The sequence below is a fragment of the Candidatus Borkfalkia ceftriaxoniphila genome (assembly GCF_004134775.1).
Lineage (GTDB): Bacteria > Bacillota > Clostridia > Christensenellales > Borkfalkiaceae > Borkfalkia > Borkfalkia ceftriaxoniphila.
This window is the reverse complement of record NZ_SDOZ01000002.1, coordinates 763,683-780,292: the sequence shown is the minus strand read 5'-3', so window position 1 is coordinate 780,292 and position 16,610 is coordinate 763,683. Positions and strand designations below refer to the sequence as shown.

Annotated in this window: 16 protein-coding genes; 15 read left to right on the top strand and 1 reads right to left on the bottom strand. The window is 48.4% G+C overall.

What is annotated here, in order from left to right:
* Positions 1–4 precede the first annotated feature (4 nt).
* From ESZ91_RS03745 to ESZ91_RS03735, 3 genes are all read left to right on the top strand, one after another.
* Positions 5–346 (top strand): hypothetical protein, encoded by a 342-nt coding sequence (locus ESZ91_RS03745; protein ID WP_129224288.1) that lies wholly within the window; start codon positions 5–7, stop codon positions 344–346.
* Positions 347–750: 404 nt separating this feature from the next.
* Positions 751–966, top strand: a complete 216-nt coding sequence (locus ESZ91_RS03740; protein WP_129224286.1) for a hypothetical protein — start codon at positions 751–753, stop codon at positions 964–966.
* Between the two features lie 25 nt (positions 967–991).
* Positions 992–1,591 (top strand): SMI1/KNR4 family protein, encoded by a 600-nt coding sequence (locus tag ESZ91_RS03735; protein WP_236082725.1) that lies wholly within the window; start codon positions 992–994, stop codon positions 1,589–1,591.
* A gap of 194 nt (positions 1,592–1,785) precedes the next feature.
* On the opposite strand, the gene ESZ91_RS03730 is transcribed toward ESZ91_RS03735, so the two are convergent.
* Positions 1,786–2,811, bottom strand: coding sequence for a LacI family DNA-binding transcriptional regulator (locus ESZ91_RS03730; protein ID WP_129224282.1), 1,026 nt, complete (start codon positions 2,809–2,811; stop codon positions 1,786–1,788).
* Positions 2,812–3,119: 308 nt separating this feature from the next.
* Between ESZ91_RS03730 and ESZ91_RS03725 the strand changes: the two genes are divergently transcribed.
* The 12 genes from ESZ91_RS03725 to ESZ91_RS03670 all read left to right on the top strand — a co-directional run bounded on the left by ESZ91_RS03725 (position 3,120) and on the right by ESZ91_RS03670 (position 16,597).
* Positions 3,120–4,124: an ABC transporter permease gene (locus tag ESZ91_RS03725; protein ID WP_129224280.1), complete on the top strand. Its 1,005-nt coding sequence runs from the start codon at positions 3,120–3,122 to the stop codon at positions 4,122–4,124.
* 12 nt (positions 4,125–4,136) lie between these two features.
* The gene (locus ESZ91_RS03720; RefSeq protein ID WP_129224278.1) at positions 4,137–5,054 is read left to right on the top strand and encodes a carbohydrate ABC transporter permease; all 918 of its coding nucleotides are present in this window, start codon (positions 4,137–4,139) and stop codon (positions 5,052–5,054) included.
* A 27-nt stretch (positions 5,055–5,081) separates the two neighbouring features.
* Positions 5,082–6,734, top strand: coding sequence for a type 2 periplasmic-binding domain-containing protein (locus ESZ91_RS03715; protein WP_129224276.1), 1,653 nt, complete (start codon positions 5,082–5,084; stop codon positions 6,732–6,734).
* A gap of 19 nt (positions 6,735–6,753) precedes the next feature.
* On the top strand, positions 6,754–8,547 hold the full coding sequence (locus ESZ91_RS03710; RefSeq protein WP_129224274.1) for an immunoglobulin-like domain-containing protein: 1,794 nt from the start codon (positions 6,754–6,756) through the stop codon (positions 8,545–8,547).
* A gap of 68 nt (positions 8,548–8,615) precedes the next feature.
* On the top strand, positions 8,616–9,986 hold the full coding sequence (locus ESZ91_RS03705; protein ID WP_129224271.1) for a glycoside hydrolase family 32 protein: 1,371 nt from the start codon (positions 8,616–8,618) through the stop codon (positions 9,984–9,986).
* Positions 9,987–10,004: 18 nt separating this feature from the next.
* Positions 10,005–11,498, top strand: a complete 1,494-nt coding sequence (locus tag ESZ91_RS03700) for a glycoside hydrolase family protein (RefSeq protein ID WP_129224269.1) — start codon at positions 10,005–10,007, stop codon at positions 11,496–11,498.
* A gap of 10 nt (positions 11,499–11,508) precedes the next feature.
* Positions 11,509–12,759 (top strand): glycoside hydrolase family protein, encoded by a 1,251-nt coding sequence (locus ESZ91_RS03695; protein WP_129224267.1) that lies wholly within the window; start codon positions 11,509–11,511, stop codon positions 12,757–12,759.
* Positions 12,759–13,997, top strand: a complete 1,239-nt coding sequence (locus tag ESZ91_RS03690; RefSeq protein ID WP_129224264.1) for a uroporphyrinogen decarboxylase family protein — start codon at positions 12,759–12,761, stop codon at positions 13,995–13,997. The genes ESZ91_RS03695 and ESZ91_RS03690 overlap by 1 nt, the downstream gene beginning before the upstream one ends.
* Before the next feature lie 11 nt (positions 13,998–14,008).
* The gene (locus ESZ91_RS03685; protein ID WP_129224262.1) at positions 14,009–14,971 is read left to right on the top strand and encodes a carbohydrate kinase family protein; all 963 of its coding nucleotides are present in this window, start codon (positions 14,009–14,011) and stop codon (positions 14,969–14,971) included.
* A gap of 413 nt (positions 14,972–15,384) precedes the next feature.
* Positions 15,385–15,558 carry a hypothetical protein gene (locus ESZ91_RS11645; protein ID WP_161971037.1) on the top strand — a complete coding sequence of 58 codons (174 nt, stop codon included), beginning with the start codon at positions 15,385–15,387 and terminating at the stop codon, positions 15,556–15,558.
* Positions 15,555–15,764, top strand: a complete 210-nt coding sequence (locus ESZ91_RS03675) for a hypothetical protein (RefSeq protein ID WP_129224258.1) — start codon at positions 15,555–15,557, stop codon at positions 15,762–15,764. Before ESZ91_RS11645 ends, ESZ91_RS03675 begins: the two co-directional genes overlap by 4 nt.
* Before the next feature lie 77 nt (positions 15,765–15,841).
* A complete protein-coding gene (locus ESZ91_RS03670; RefSeq protein ID WP_129224256.1) occupies positions 15,842–16,597 on the top strand; it encodes a DUF134 domain-containing protein in 756 nt (251 codons plus the stop codon).
* Positions 16,598–16,610: the final 13 nt, after the last annotated feature.

The window sequence follows — 16,610 nt, the reverse complement described above, 5'->3', positions numbered from 1 at the left end:
TGTTATGTTAAAAGAATTGAAACCTTATTTACAACTGTTTAAGAGTTGGGAAAAACAAGAACACAAAGATGTTGGTTTTGTTATGGTTAAATTCCATAAAGATAATTATACAGTTGTATTTGAGGAAGATTTGCGAGAGCATATTATTAACTTTACAATTTTACATCCCTTGAAAAAAATAATAAAAATTTATTTTAGAGAGTGTCTTTATGCGGATAAAATATTACAAATTAATGATTTGCTTTTTGAATTAAAGCAGTTAGGAAATACAGTTGATGAACAGGCAGAATTAAAAGCGTATATTAATTTTTTGATGTTAAATCATTTTTTTGAAAATAATATTTAATTTAAAATCAAATTCAAAGAATAGTGGGAGAATTCATACGATGATTCTCCCTTTTTCTTATCATAATGCAGTATACGTGATTGGATGGACAATCAGAAAGTATCTCGGATTACGATTCGATTTAAATCCTTGCAATTACCGAGGTCATGTGTTAGAATGGGATAAACGAAGATAGTTATATAGTTATTGTCTGAATAATCCGATTTACCGGGAACTTTGATCGATAGATATGGTTCGCTTATGGTTAGCAGATTATATCAATAAATCTTTGTGTAAACTTGAAATCATAAAACGGATCCAGGTTCAGGCAGAAATGACCAGGGTTAGGAATACAATATAGATTTTTTGATTAAATAAAGAATTTAGGGGATTATTTAATAGAAGTATCTTTTTAGGAGTTTATTATGACAAAACAAGAGTTAGATAACAAACTAACAGAAAACGGACTTGAACCTAAGCAAACTTATGCAGTCGAGAATCCTAGCTGGGGAGATGTTTATTTAATAAAAAAGTTAAATTCAAGCGAAGGATATCGCATTTATTATAATGAACGCGGTAAAAATTATTTATTGATTGAAACAAAAACTATAGAAGAGGCGTATGACTTTATTTACCAATGATTAGTTTTGGGAGGTTAATTTGGAAGTGTTAGAATATTTTTTTGGTAAAATCAAATTGCCCAAAAAAGAAACAAAGGAAGGAGATGCGTTGTGGCTGAATCCGAAAGCAGATAAGCAAATGGATAAAGTAGTACACAAAAAATATGCCCCAATTAATGAAATACAAATACAACAAATGGAGCAAGATTTACAAAGAATTTCGAGAGTTGTATTTCCGGATTGGTATCGTTCTTTTTTACAATATGCAAACGGGCTTAGTCTATATTATGGAGCAATATCGTTGTATGGCTTACAAAAAGTTGAGCGTAGTAATCCGGAATGGGAGTCTCCTTCTAGTTTGTATTTAGAGAATTTGAGCCGCCATAAACACGTGCCTAAGGAATGGCTGTTTATCGGATGTTATTGTTACGATGGAACAGAAATAGTAATCGATACAAATAAAGAGGAATCGGATATTTTTTGTCTTTACAATGAAACAGATAAAGTCATTTGTTCATGGAAAAATTTTGATGAATTTTTATTTACGGAAACAAAGCGATTAGAATTATTATATTTACAGCATCCTTGGGGATGGCTTGATATAAAATCTAATACATTGCCGGTTGGACATAAAGATAAAAATTAATATCACGGAAAAAGCAGAGTAAAAATACTCGGTCTTTTCTTTTTCCTTCTTTTTATATGCAATGAATTCAGCCCCCAAAGGGCTTTTGAGGAATACTGTGTTTCCTTTCCGAAGGGAACGTAAGACCTTATAAAACGAATAAAAATTAAAAAGAGCCGCCCCGATGATTCGTTCATCGGGGCGGCTCTTTTATGTTAGATATAATTTGTGCTCTCACGGGGCACGGGTTTGCAGTTTATGTAGGAGAATTTGGGATGTTTGGAGGGGCTGAGCATCTGATTGATCAAGGTCTGCACCAATTCTTTTCCGAGGGCGGTTTTATCCACGTTGATGGTGGAGAGCGTCGGGGTGCTGTATTTGCTGCCCGATGAATTTTCGAAACCGACTACTTTGATCTTTTCGGGTACGGATATGTCGAGTACCTTCAAAGCCTCCAAAGTCAGAAGGGCGATATAATCGTTTGCGCAGATAAAACAGTCGGGGAGCGTCGCTTTTGAAATTAATCCGGATAATTTTTCAATGTTGTTATAAGGAAGCGCGTTATCAGCCAAGATATTGTTGGCGGGATCGTAGGGGATATCCCTTAAAAACATAGCGTCGCGCATGCCCAGGTATCGTTCGTAAAAGGACAGGCAGTTTTTATAGTAACCGACGAACCCGAACGAACGGCAGCCGCCTTCGTCGATGAGTTTGAGACAATACGATTTGACCGAATGGATATTTTCCATCATCACGATGTCGTAATTGTAATTGGAATCGACGTCGGAAAAAGCGGTGTCCATAAATACAATGGGAAGATTCAGCGACTTTACCTGTTGGATCAGGTCCACGTCGAAAAATTCCATGCACATGATGCCGTCCACTTTGAACTTGTTGATATAGTTTTTCAGATTTTCGAAATGCGCGCTCGACGAGAGCGTATATCTCAAAAGGCTCACGTTCAGTTTAGAAAGTTCCGCCTCGATGCTCTTTAAAACGTAAATATGGAAGGGGATATTCATGAGCATCTTCGTGGAAAGCAAAAGGATTTTTTTGTTTGCCAGCGCCGCGTACGAATCGCGCATTTTGGGAAAATTTTTGTATCCGAGTTCGGAAGCGGCGTTCAGTACCGCGATCTTGGTCTTTTCGGGCACGTATTTCCCATTCAGCGCTTTGGATACGGTGTTGCGCGAAATCCCCAATTTTTCTGCGATATCGGAAATTTTGATCGTGTCGCTCATTTTCAATTCCCTCGATTTTTTCTCTCTTGTCTTGATTATAAATCGAATCGCGCAGAATGTCAATAAGATTTGTGTAAATGTATAAAAATAGAGTTTTATTCTGAAAAAACGCGCGGCATGACATTGCAAATACACAAATTAGTTTGCGGCGGTCAAGATTTAATAACGAAAAAACGATATAAAAATATGCAAATACACAAATACGCAACTCAAAAATTGTGCAAATATAGAATTAAAATCAAAAATAAGGTCAAATATTGACAAACATATAAATTATGATACAATAAAACTACAAAAAGGGAGGTGCTATGGTGAAAAGCGGAGAAAGCGAACGGGAAGCCGCGGCGCGCAGCGACGAGTTATTCAAAGATGGCGACATCGTTGCGGCGGGCGGTAAAAATCATAGTGAAATCAGAATAAAACAAAAAAAATCGTGGGTGCCCGTGGTATTTATCTTGCCCGCGCTCGCGTTTCTGATCTTATTCAATTACGTGCCTATGTACGGCATTCTGATCGCGTTTCAGGATTACGTTCCGGGAGACGATTTTTTATCTGCAAACACGATATGGATCGGTTGGCAAAATTTTTCCATGTTTTTCGGCGCAACGAATTTTTGGCAACTGATTGCAAACACTTTTATTTTAAACATACTCGGCTTTATCATCGGATTCCCTTTGCCAATTATCGTAGCGCTATTATTGAATTCGTCTATCAATAAGTCGATGAGCAAAGTGATGCAGACAATCTTTATCGCGCCGAACTTCATTTCGCTCGTGGTTATGGTAGGTATCTTGTATCTGTTTTTCGGCACGACGGGCTTTGTGAACAACGTTCTGGAATCGCTGGGGCTGGAACGGTATTCTTTTTTCCTGGAAGCGGGCGCGTTTCGGCCGCTTTATACGCTCTCGGGCGTATGGCAGGGGTTCGGCTGGTCGGCGATCATCTATATCGCGGCGCTTTCGGGCGTGGACCCGACCCTGCACGAGGCGGCGAAGATCGACGGCGCGAGCCGTTTCAAGCGCGTTTTGTGCGTGGATTTCCCCGCCATCTCGGGTACGGTATCGGTCCTTTTGATCCTCGCGATCGGCGGGCTTTTGGCTTCGGGCCATGAAAAGGCGCTTTTGATGCAGACCGAGGCCAATCTGGAAACTTCGGAAATTTTGGCAACGTACGTCTATAAGCGGGGGCTTACGGGTTATACGCAGCCGGGCTATGCGACCGCCATCGGGCTGTTCAGTTCGGTCATCAACGTCGTATTATTGGGCTTTGCGAATTTTCTGGCGAAAAAATTCAGCGCCAACACGCTGTGGTAGGAGGCAGAAGGTATGGATAACAAACCCGTTACCGCGGAAAAGGCAAGGCGCAGGCTCAACAGCGACACGGTTTATTACATCGTCAATACGGCAATTTTAGTGCTTTTGACGTTGATCGTCGTATATCCGCTGTACTTTCTGGTCATCGCTTCCATTTCAGATCCCGACCTCGTATTGAACGGAGAGGTGCTCTTTTACCCCCGCGAGATCACGTTTTCGGGTTTTGAAAGGCTGTTTCAGGATAATAAGATCTGGAACGGCTATCTGAACACCATTATCAATACGGTGGCGAGCACGGCAATCAGCCTAGCCATCACGGTGGCGGCGGGCTACGGGCTGAGCCGTCCCAATATGATATTCAAAAAGTTTTTTCTCTGGCTGTTCATCATCACCATGTTTTTCGGCGGCGGACTGATCCCGTTTTATCTGGTCGTTTCGCAGTTGGGCTGGATCAATACCCGCTGGGCGCTCATCGTGCCTTCGGCACTGAACGTATGGAACGTGTTCATGACGAAGGCGTATTTCGAATCGAATATTCCCGATTCCATATTAGAAGCGGCGCGAATCGACGGCGCCAACGAATTTATGACCTTTGTACGCATCGTTTTGCCCATATCGCAGGCGATCATCGCCGTCATGCTGCTCTTCTACGCGGTGGGCAACTGGAACAGTTATTTCAACGCCCTGATTTTTATCACGACCAAACAGGATCTGTTCCCTCTTCAAATGGTGCTGCGCGAGATCCTCATCGTCGAAAACTCGGGCGCGATCGGCGGCGGCAGCAGCGATACGATCGTCGAACAGATCAAACTTGCGAATCAGATCAAATACTCGTCGATCATCGTTTCTACGGTCCCTATACTCTGCCTGTATCCGTTCGTGCAGAAGTATTTTTCGCAGGGCGTCATGATCGGTTCGTTAAAAGGATAATAAAAGAAAAATATAAAGGAGGAAATTATGCAAAAAAAACTTGTAGTAGCAATGTTGTGCCTGCTGTTCGCGCTCGTCCCGTTCGCGGGATGCGCGGGAGGGGGCGGCCCTTCGCAGAGTCTCGATGAACTCGGCTATCAGTATAAGGATACGAGCAAACCGATCATCGCGGAAAAGGGCGCGCAGAAATACGACATCATTTCGCAGAAAAACCCGCAGGCCGACGACTATAACGACATGAAAGTGCTCAACGATCTGGAGGACAGCACGAACGTCGATATCCAATGGCAAAACCTGTCGGCGGGGCAGTATGCGGAGCAAAAAAATCTGATCATGTCGGATAAGAGAAACTGGCCCGATTCTATCTATCACGCCTATTTCTCGGACGCGGAAATGATCCGCTATTCGACCAGAAAGACCTTTTTGGCTGTCAGCGATTATCTCCAGTATATGCCCAATCTCTCTGCGATCCTGGAAAAGCGCCCCGACGTGAAAAAAGCGATCACCATGCCCGACGGCAAAATTTGGTCGCTGCCGCGCGTCGAGGAAATGGGGCTCGTCATGCACCCCAATCTGTTCTTTATGAACAAAAACTGGCTCTTAAAACTCGTCAACGACGGTTCCATCAACTTTTTGAAGGCTTCCGACGTCAAAGACGGGCTCGATCTGACCGTCGACCAGTTGGGACAAATTCTGGAATACTTCAAGGGCGACATGAACGGCAACGGAAAAAGCGACGAGATCCCCCTCAATTTCGTTTACAACAACTATTTCCAGGGCAACCAGGCGGATCTGTACGCCGCGTTCGGGTTCCCCGCCAACGTCGATTTCAGAACGGTCATCGACGGAAAGGTTACGAACATGGCGGTTCTGGACGAATATTACCAGGCGGTCAACTACTACGCCGATTGGGTGCAGCGCAAACTGATCCCCACGAACGTGTTCGAAAACAGCGAGGAAACGTTCCTGGCGAGCGGCAAGGGCGTCGAAAAACTGGGCGCGTTCTATTGGTGGGAGGCGGAAACGGTCGTGGAGCATCCCGAAAATTATATCTATCTGAACCCGCTCATCGGACCGAACGGCGACCAGATGGTCGGCCTTTCCAACAGTCCCGAAATTTCCAAGTGCCTCGCGGTCGTGTTCGCGAACTGCCCCAATCCCGAAGTGCTCTTCACGTATTATGACAGATATTACGATCCGTACGTTTCCGCGCAGATCGTATACGGTCCCGTCGGCATCGTATACGAAGAGGAATTGGACGAAAACGGCATGCTGGTGCAAAAACCCATACCCGACGGCATGACTGCGGACGAATTCCGCCTGAAAAACGCGCCGATGGGAATTTCATACCTTTCCCAGGAAACGTGGGATAATTATCTGAACATGGAACCGCGCGCAAAACTTAGGGTGAAAAATCTTGAAAAGTATATCGATCCTTTCGTCCCGTCCAACGTGGATACGTTCTCGAACCCCATCTATACGCTGGAAGAGATCAACACGCTGGCGCAGTACGAACAGAATATCACAGACTATATCAACAAAAAGCAGATCGACTGGCTGCGCAACGGCGGCGTCGGAAAATCTGCATGGGAAACGTATAAAGCGGATCTGAAATCGCTTCATATCGACGAAGTGTACGCAATTTATCAACGCGGCTACGAACGTTCCGTGGCCGACTAAACAATAAGGGAGAATCACAGTGAAAAAAATTTGTGCAGCCATTTTGGCAATGCTGCTCGTACTCGGCGTATTTACGGCGTGTTCTGGCGCGAAAGATGAAGTTAACCCCGAAATCCTGGGCGTAAAAGACGCCGCCGCCGTCGAGCAGGGCAAGGAATACGACGCGCTCGCGGGTGTGACCGCCACGGACGATAAGGACGGCGATCTGACCGCGAAGATCGTGATCACGTCCACGCCCGCCCTCGAATTCGTCAACGGAAAGACGACGCCGACGAAACAGGGGACGTATGAACTCGTCTATTCCGTCAAGGACAAGGCGGGCAACGAAGGGAACGCCTACACGACGTTGACGGTAACGAGATCGATTTCCGAAGAGACCTCCTATAAAAAATATCAGTTCGGAAATACCGACACCTCCGACGTGGACGATTTCGGCATGGAACTGATCAAAAGCGGCACGGGCGACGCGACGCTCGCGCTGACGGACGGCGTCATGCGCCTCGACGTGAAAAATTCGGGCGCGGCGGTTGGCGACGTCAAACTCATGCGGCAGGAATTCAAACCCGTCGCGGGCACCGAATACGACGTGATCTTTACCATGAAATCGTCGCAGAATATCATGTTCAATATGCTGGCAAATCATAACACCAAAGACGGCGATACGGCGGCATGGGCTCCCATCGGCTCTAGCGCCTGGAATGTGGCAATGGGGTCGAAATATCAGGAGTACAAACTTACCTTTACCGTGCCCGAAGGCGAAAATGAAAACGTACAACTCATTTTCGAGTTGGGCAAACATTCCATGAACGACGTCTCCAATCCCGATAGTTACGTCGTAGATATCTTATATGTAAAAGTCGTGGAAAGAGTGGGCGAAGAATATCCCGAAAGCGTGTTCAAAACGGATTTTACCGCGGAAAACCCGGGTATGTCGATGAGCAATACGGCGCTCGGCAGCGTGGCTTTTGCGAACGGCAAGGCTGTCGCGACGATCACGGGCTACGGCGAAGCGGGCTGGACGAATAAACTCGAGCAGGACACGACCGTCAATATTGTCAAAGGTAAAAAATATCGCCTCACCCTCAAAATGACGGCGAAAAACGCGCAGTCGGGCGAATTCTGCATCGAGGATAAAGTCACCGAATATCAAGCAAGGGCACTGTACGATAATATCAACCTGGCGGCGGGCGAGGAATTCGTCTACACCAAAGATTTCTTTGCCGAAAAAGACGTGGAAAACACCAGCATGAAATTCTATGTGGGCGGCGCCTCTGCGGGCGTGACGAGCAACGAGATCACCGTCACCGAATGGGAAATTTCCGAACTGGTCGGCGACAAATCGGAAGACAAGGCGCTGTACAGATTTATCCCGTACAGCAAGGCGAGCGAATGGGATTGCTTCAACGGCAGAGAATCGGACATCGGGTCGGGCATGGGCACCATGTACGAAAAGGACGGTTCGATGTTCTACCGTGTCGACGAATTGTCCGCCCTGGATTACGGCAACAAGATCTTCGTCAACAAGATCACGCTGGAAAAGGACGCACTCTATAAGATCCGCTTCACGATCAAAGCCAATAAAGCGGGAAAGACATGGTTTATTTTAAACCAACTCGATACCTCGAAATTCGAGCCGACCGTCAGCGAAGTATGCAATCTTACGACCGAGGCGCAGACGTTTGAATTTACTACCGACAGAGAATTTCCGCTGGCGCTGGATTTTGAACTCGTATGGTCTTTCGGGCAGGGCTACAACACCGAAGGGGATTATCTCATCGAAATTTCCAACGTTGAAATTTTGAAGTTGACTTAAAACAGAATAGGTCAGGTTTTTTCCCCGCCGGAAGGCGGCGAAAAAACCTGATTTTTTAGAGACGGACTATGGATTACTTGAAAGAATCGGCGGACAGATATATCCGCCAAAACTTAAACAAAGGCTCAAAAGATTATAAGCCCCGCTATCATTTTTCCGCGCAGGTCGGCTGGATCAACGATCCGAACGGCTTAGTGTATTACGACGGGTATTTTCACATTTTTTACCAATACTATCCGTACGGACTGGAATGGGGCCCTATGCACTGGGGGCACGCGCGCAGCAAAAATCTCGTGGATTTCGAGTATCTGCCCGTGGCGCTTGCGCCCGACGCGCCCGACGAGAGCGGCTGTTTTTCGGGCGGCGCGGTCATCGACAAGGAAAAAAATCTGCTGCACTTGCTCTATACCCGCCATTACGAACGGGAAAACGTGATCAGACAGACGCAATATCACGCGTATTCTTCGGACGGCGTGCGCTTTACGAAGACCGAGCGTGCGGCGATCGGGGAAGAGTTGCTGCCCGAAGGTTTTACGTCGTGTTCCTTCCGCGATCCCAATCCCGTCGTCATCGGCGACACCTATTACGTAGTGGTGGGCGCGCAGACCAAAGAGCGCGCGGGCGCGGTGCTCGTATATTCCTCGCGGGATATGAGCGAATTCAAATATGAATTCACCATCGAAAACGAGAATTTCGGCGAAATGGTCGAATGTCCCGATCTTTTTCGGTTGAACGGCGAAATGGTTTTGACCTTTTCCGTCGTCGCGCTGAAAAACCAAGATCTGACCAATATCGACGGAAAAGCGAGCCTGTACGCGGTCATGAACGTCGATTTCGAAAAAAAAGCGTACGAATTTCTGCATATCGACAGTCTGGACGAAGGCACGGACTTTTACGCCCCGCAGACGTTGGAGGACGGAAACGGCCGCCGCATCATGCTCGCCTGGCTGGATATGTGGAACAACAACTCCTTTTCCAAAAATAATCGCCTCGTATCCAACGGCGTCTATACTCTCCCGCGCGATCTGGTACTGGAAAACGGCAGGCTTTTACAATATCCCATTCGGGAAGTAAAGGATATCTTCCGCAATCGGTTTACGGTCGCGGAGGGCGGCGAAATGAGCAAGACGGCGTATATAGAAGCGGAGATGAACGGCGGTTCTCTCTTCACGTTCGGCTGCGGCGACGACTATATCTCTTTGAAAATCGAAAACGGCCGTTTTACGCTGGAACAGCGGCAAAAGAATCATATCACCGCCGTACGCAAAGGAAAGTACCGAAGCGATACCTTTCACGTGGAAATTTTTACCGACAGGTGTTCTTTGGAAGTATTCGTAGACAACCGCGACGTGTTCAGCGCGCAGGTGTTCATCGAATGCGAACGTTATAAAATCATGCGTTCGGAAAAAATAAAGATCTTGCGCGCCGCCTCCGTTTGACGGGGCATAGGAGGAAAGATGAAGAAAATCGTGAGTTTGATCATGTGCGTATTGCTTATGACCGCACTGTGCGCCTGCACGGGCGGAGAGGAAACAAAGGAACAACTCGTGCCAGACGTATCCGATCTGTCGGGGCTAGACGAATACGGGCAGGAAAAGAATACCGATTACAGGTATTTCTGGAAACCGCCGCAGGCGAACGGATATGTGGGCGATCCCATGCCGTACTATGAAAACGGCGTCTACTCGATCTTTTATCTGCAGGACGAGGGCGGCAGCCTGCGTCACAGCGTGTTCAGAGTGGATACGAAGGATTTTATAGATTACGAGTATAAGGGCGAGGCATTGCGTTCGGGCAATCTGTACGATCAGGATTATTGGATCGGCACGGGTTCCGTCGTCAAAGCGGAAAAAGATTACTACTTTTTTTATACGGGGCACAATCCCAATATGGAACAGCAGGGCGAACCGTGGGAAAAGGTGATGGTCGCAAAGTCGGTCGGCAGTCTGGACAATTTCGTTAAAATAAAAGATTTCGAGATCGCGCCTCCCTCCGAATATTCGCAGCGCGATTTCCGCGACCCGCAGGCGTATTACGACGAGAAAACCAGAAGTTTCGACGTGACCGTGGAAACCAACGCTGGCGGCGTCCCCAAGATCATCAAATATACCGTTTCGCTCGATTTAAAGCAGATTACTTTAAACGGCGTCGTGTTCGAGGACCCCGTCAACGGATTCTGGAATCTGGAATGCGCCGACATCACGCACCAGAACGGCAAATATTTCATGACCTACTCGGCGCAGCCCGAGGATACCGTCTGGTACACCGTCAGCGACGAAAAGTTTTCGGGGTACGGTGCGCCCAAACGGCTGGAAGGAAAGCATTTTTACGCTCCCAAGATCGTGGAAGGGGATGCGGGCACGTTTCTGGTCGGCTGGGTATATCGGCGCGACGCGCTTTCGGACAATTCCAAACTCTATTGGGGCGGTCACCTCTTGGCGCATAAAATGGTGTTTAACGCCGACGACACGATCACTTTGACGGCGCCCGACGGTTTGCAGCGTTATTTCGGCTACGAAAACGATCTCGACCGCGCCGAGATCGACGTTTCCGTCGGCAACCGCTACGCGGCGGATTCCTACGAAAGTTATCTTTTAAAAGGGGAATTCCGATATACGGGCGCAAAGCCGTTCGGCATTCTGCTCGGGTACGGCGACGACGCGGCGGCGTACCGCTATGTCGGATACGATCCCGCGGCAAAAACGCTCGGTTACCGCCTTCCCGGCAAAACCGTAAACGAGTGCGAATACCGCATGGACCTCGAAGAAAATACGGAATATTCGTTCACGTATATACAGGAAGGCTCCGTCGGCGCGCTCTATATCGACGGCGCGGGCGCGCTGTCGTTCAGGACTTACGGCACGAGCAACAAGAAAGTCGCTTTCTTTTCGGAGGGCGCGCAGTTTCGCGTCGGCGGGCTGAGCCAGTGGATACGCAGCAAAAAAGCGTAAGAGGCAGGATATGATTTTTCAATGCAAAGACAATATCACCTGGGATACCTGGATGTATTTTTACGAAAATAAATACTATCTTTATTATCTCATTACGAACAATTCGGGCGGCGAAGGGTTCGGCGTGGCGGTGAGCGACGACGGCGTGCATTATACCGACTGCGGACAATGCATCGCCGCGTCGGATAAAATGGTGATCTATCTCGGCACGGGCGCCGTGTGGAAAAGCCCCGCGTTCGAGAAGGACGGCACGTTTATCTGCAATTATTCGGAATGGCGCGAAGAAGAGGGAACGGGCAAACGATATCAGAATATTTTTTTCGCGACAAGCAAAGATCTGATCCATTGGGAAAAAGCGGGCGAAGATCTCGTTTTTCCCGTAGACGAGAATTATTACGTCCGTTATGAAGAGGACGGCGGCCGTTGGGACTGCATTTATCCGCACCGTACGAAAGAGGGCTACGAGGGGTTTTTCACCGCCGCGCCCAAAGAATACGCGGGCTGCGGCTATGCCGTAAGCCGCGACGGGCTGCGCTGGACGGCGCAAAAGCCCCCGAAATTTTCTTTCGGCGGGCGCGATATCAGGGACGGGATCGAAGCGGGCGCGGTATGCGTGCACAACGGGAAATATTATATGCTGACGGGCACTTACCTGTATCCTTACGGCATGAGCGTGATGGTGAGTGAGCGCGCGAACGGAGAATATAAGCCGCAGAAAAAAAATTTCGCGCTCCTTTCCAATCAGTCCTTTATGCACGCGTATTTTATGCGCATTGTAGACGTAAACGGCGAAAAGTACGTCAATCATCACGTCCTTTTGCGCGAAACCAACGAATTCGGGCGCAATACGACGATGGCGGCGCCTCTCAAAGCCATAGAGTTTGACAAGGAAGATACCCTGCGCCTCAAATGGGCGGCGCTCAACGAAACGATGAAAGGAGAGAAGATCTCCGATTACGATTTGGAAAACGGGTTCGTACTCGAATACCTTGCGGACGACATTGCTTTTCAAACGGAAACCGAAGAGGTGAGATTTCATTTCGATTTCGCGTCCTGCGGGCTGCGGATCTGCGAAAACGGCGTGGTGGCGGAAGACATCTGCAAGGAGATTTGCGTTCCCGAAAAGCGTGTGAAAGTCTTGTATCGGAATACCCTCTGCGAGGTGTATCTGGACGATTATTTCGTCGGCTGCTATACATTCAAAGGAAAGGTAAAAGCCGTCGAAACCAAAAACGAAAGTACGATTTGGAGAATAAAGTGATGACAGGCAGAGAACGCATTTTAAACGCGCTGGATCATAAGGACACGGACAGAGTGCCCGTGGATTTCGGCGGTCACCGTTCGAGCGGTATTTCCGTGCAGAGTTATATCGAACTGAGAAAAGCGCTGGGATTGCCGCCTTCTAAACTGTATATCTACGATTTTATACAGCAGTTGGTGCTGATCGAGGACGACGTGTACGAAAAGATCCCCACCGACGTGGTGCAGTTGGGGCAGATCTATCTGAAACGGCCCGCATACTGGAAGGACTGGACGCTGGAAGACGGCACGCCCTGCAAGATCCCCGCCTTCATCGACGTGGTGCGGCAGAGCGACGGCGACGCCGTATACGGCGCGAACGGCAAAATGATCTGTATCAAGAGAAAGGGCTGTCTGTATTTCGAACAGACGTATTTCCCTTACGCCGACTCCGACGACGATACGTTCGAGGATATCTTATACAATCTCGAACACATTCTGTGGTGGAAACTCGGCGTGCCGCCCGCGCCCGCGGGCTTTGACGAGGCGGGGCTCGCGCAGATGCGCGAGGACGCGAAAGAACTGCGCGGGAGCACGGACAAAGCGATCTACGCGATCTTCGGCGGCAATCTGGTGGAAATGAGCCAGTTTGCCTTCAAAATCGACAATATCATGTGCGAAATGGCGCTCAACCCCGATCGCGTGCACACCTTTTTAGACAGGCTCATGGAAATGCACCGCGTGAACCTGAAAAAATTCATAGACGCCGTAGGCGACTATGTGGACGTGATCGGTTTCGGAGACGATATGGGCACACAGAACGGCCCGCAGTTCTCGCCCGACATGTACCGCGAATTTTTTCAGCCGCGCCACAAAGAGTTATGGAGCGCCGTGCGGCGATATAATCCGAACCTCCGCACCAATTTGCACTGCTGCGGCAGCATCGACAGGCTGCTCCCCGATATCATCGCGGCGGGCATCGACAGCATCAACCCCGTGCAGATCAACTGCAGCGGCATGAGCCCCGAACATCTGAAAGAGGCGTACGGAAAAAATATCGCCTTTTGGGGCGGCGGATGCGATTCCAACGTATGTATGTCCGCGAGTCCGCAGCAGGTCGCAGAACACGTCGAAAAAAACGTGCGTATTTTTTACGAGGGGAGCGGATTCATTTTTCAGCACGTGCATAACATTCTCGCGAATGTGCCTCCGCAAAATATCATAACCATGTTCGGGACCGTACGGTCTTTCGGCAAATAAGGCGGACGTATATGGTACTCTGCATCGGCGAAATTTTGGCAGACCTTATCGGCAGTACTGCGCGGGACGGCGCCGTCGTATATACCCGCCACGCGGGCGGCGCGCCCTTTAACGTAGCATGCGGCGTCAAGGCCGTAGACGGCGCCTGCGGATTTATCGGACGCGTGGGCGACGACCTGACGGGAAAATTTTTGCGCGCATTCGCGCGCGAAAAACACTTTGAATTTCTGAATATTGAAACAGATCCGAGCCACAACACCACGCTCGCATTCGTCGAGATCGATGCCGGCGGCGAGCGCAGTTTCTGTTTCGCGAGAAAACAGACCGCCGACTATCTCATCGAGGACGATTTCGAAAGCAGCCTTTCGCGCGCCGACATCGTGCATATCGGATCTTTGATGCTCAGCGAACCGCAAGGGCGAACGGTGTGCGAAAGGGCGTTTGCCGCCGCTGCGCAACAAGGCAAAAAAATCAGTTTCGACGTGAATTTCAGAGACGATCTGTTCGGATATACCGACGCTGCGCGCGAAATGTTTTTGAATTATGTACGGCGCGCGGATATCGTAAAGGTCAGCGAAGAGGAACTTGTTTTTTTATGCGGCGCGGCTGAATGCGCGCGCGGGGAACATTGGTATGCGAGGTATCTGCGAAAATTGTGCGATAAAGCCGATAAAGTGGTCGCGCTCACGCTGGGCGCGCGGGGCTGCGCCGTCTGTTTCCGCGAAAAGGTTTATTTGATCGAGGCGCAAAAGATTACGCCCGTCGATACCACGGGCGCGGGCGACGCTTTCTACGCGGCTTTTTTGGCGGGATTGGACAGGCGCGGCTTCACTGCGGAAAACGTCGTGCGTTCGGCAAGGCTCGCCAACGTCGCCGCGGGTTATACGACGCTGCAATACGGCGCGATTGCAATATTACCGCCCCTTGCCCAAATGGAATTGCTGGCGGAAACATTGCCTTTTTCGCAAATTTAGTTATGAATATTACAGTAAGCGAACCTCTCCGAATATATCGGAGAGGGTTTTTTAATTTATTTATAAAATATATTGTAAAATATATAATTATATATTATAATACAAATATATTTTGTAATGAAAAATGGCATATTACGGTAAAACCGTAAAAAGTTGGGAATTTATGCGGATAACAGCCAGTTATAATAATAGAGTATGGAAGGGAAAAAGTGATTATTATGACGAAAAGGGGAGTCCAGAAGATTGTGAAGAGATATCCGTACGTAGCGCGGGCTGTCGCCGAGGGAAAAGACTCGGCAATTTTTTATGTGGGGAAACGCAGGCAAAAAATAGAAATCACACAGGAAACCAAAGAAGTTTGCAAAATTATTGAAGAAATCAGCAAGCGGGAAACAAATGAAGACGTTCTCTGTATGATCGACGGAATCAAAAAAGGGCGGTGCGACGTCGCGATCATTCACGACGTACATTGGGAAAAGAACGCATATTATGACAAAAAACGCAAATTTATAGAAAAAGTTTATAAATGTTGTATCAAATTACAGTTGGTCGATTACGAAGAGATCATCAACGAGGAAATAGTATGATGAAAAAACTCACCGCGCGGGCAACTTTGATTTATATGATAAAAATGTTGACAGAATGTTTGGAAGAATTGAAATCAACCGCAAAAGACGGCTTTACATACGGCGAAAAAACGGCATATGCCGAGTGTCTGGAAATCATACAATTATGGGAGGAATCGGAAAGCAACGGATTGGATTACGAAATAGAAGAGCGGTTTCCGCTGTAATCGATATCGTTTTCATTGACAAACGGCATCTGCCGTGGTATACTGTTTCCGACATATGACGGAAATGAGGTAAAAACATGCCGAGGCCGCAAAAAAAACGATACGTCTGCCGCGAACCGGATATACGGGATTTCGGGCCGGAAAACCCGCGCGGGCAGATATCCTTGTCGGTGGACGAGTACGAAAGCATTCGGCTCATCGATCTGGAAAACTACACGCAGGAGGAATGTGCCGAGCAGATGTGCGTATCGCGCACGACCGTGCAGGGCGTGTACGATGCGGCGCGAAAAAAGATCGCGGACGCGCTCGTCAACGGAAAGTGCCTTCAAATCGGCGGCGGCGACTACGTGATTTGCGAATATTACCGATCGGAATGCGGGCGCGGCTGCCGAGGTTTCTGTCATAGAGTACAAAATGCAAATCATCGGAAAACGGAGGTTCGTATGAAAATTGCGGTAACGTATGAAGACGGAAATATTTTTCAGCATTTCGGGCATACCGAGCATTTTAAGGTTTACGAAATCGAGGAGAATACCGTCGTAAAGGAATCCATGCTCGATGCGAACGGCAGCGGGCACGGCGCTTTGGCGGGATTGCTTGCGAATAACGGCGTGGATACGCTCATATGCGGAGGCATCGGCGGCGGTGCGCAGATGGCTTTATCGGAAGCGGGCATCCGCCTGTACGGCGGCGTGCAGGGAAACGCGGACGATGCGGTGCAAAGTTATTTATTAGGTACGCTCGGCTACGATCCGGAAGCGCGCTGCAACCACCACGATCACGGCCACGGCGAAGGACACGCCTGCGGCGAGCACGGCTGTCATTCGAAATAAAAAAGGACGGTTC

What these genes read in the sequence shown, in the direction of transcription:
- ESZ91_RS03745 (WP_129224288.1), top strand. Translation starts at nt 5, where the DNA reads ATGTTAAAAGAATTGAAACCTTATTTACAACTGTTTAAGAGTTGGGAA.
- ESZ91_RS03740 (WP_129224286.1), top strand. Translation starts at nt 751, where the DNA reads ATGACAAAACAAGAGTTAGATAACAAACTAACAGAAAACGGACTTGAA.
- ESZ91_RS03730 (WP_129224282.1), bottom strand. Translation starts at nt 2,811, where the DNA reads ATGAGCGACACGATCAAAATTTCCGATATCGCAGAAAAATTGGGGATT.
- ESZ91_RS03725 (WP_129224280.1), top strand. Translation starts at nt 3,120, where the DNA reads ATGGTGAAAAGCGGAGAAAGCGAACGGGAAGCCGCGGCGCGCAGCGAC.
- ESZ91_RS03720 (WP_129224278.1), top strand. Translation starts at nt 4,137, where the DNA reads ATGGATAACAAACCCGTTACCGCGGAAAAGGCAAGGCGCAGGCTCAAC.
- ESZ91_RS03715 (WP_129224276.1), top strand. Translation starts at nt 5,082, where the DNA reads ATGCAAAAAAAACTTGTAGTAGCAATGTTGTGCCTGCTGTTCGCGCTC.
- ESZ91_RS03705 (WP_129224271.1), top strand. Translation starts at nt 8,616, where the DNA reads ATGGATTACTTGAAAGAATCGGCGGACAGATATATCCGCCAAAACTTA.
- ESZ91_RS03700 (WP_129224269.1), top strand. Translation starts at nt 10,005, where the DNA reads ATGAAGAAAATCGTGAGTTTGATCATGTGCGTATTGCTTATGACCGCA.
- ESZ91_RS03695 (WP_129224267.1), top strand. Translation starts at nt 11,509, where the DNA reads ATGATTTTTCAATGCAAAGACAATATCACCTGGGATACCTGGATGTAT.
- ESZ91_RS03690 (WP_129224264.1), top strand. Translation starts at nt 12,759, where the DNA reads ATGACAGGCAGAGAACGCATTTTAAACGCGCTGGATCATAAGGACACG.
- ESZ91_RS03685 (WP_129224262.1), top strand. Translation starts at nt 14,009, where the DNA reads ATGGTACTCTGCATCGGCGAAATTTTGGCAGACCTTATCGGCAGTACT.
- ESZ91_RS11645 (WP_161971037.1), top strand. Translation starts at nt 15,385, where the DNA reads ATGATCGACGGAATCAAAAAAGGGCGGTGCGACGTCGCGATCATTCAC.
- ESZ91_RS03675 (WP_129224258.1), top strand. Translation starts at nt 15,555, where the DNA reads ATGATGAAAAAACTCACCGCGCGGGCAACTTTGATTTATATGATAAAA.
- ESZ91_RS03670 (WP_129224256.1), top strand. Translation starts at nt 15,842, where the DNA reads ATGCCGAGGCCGCAAAAAAAACGATACGTCTGCCGCGAACCGGATATA.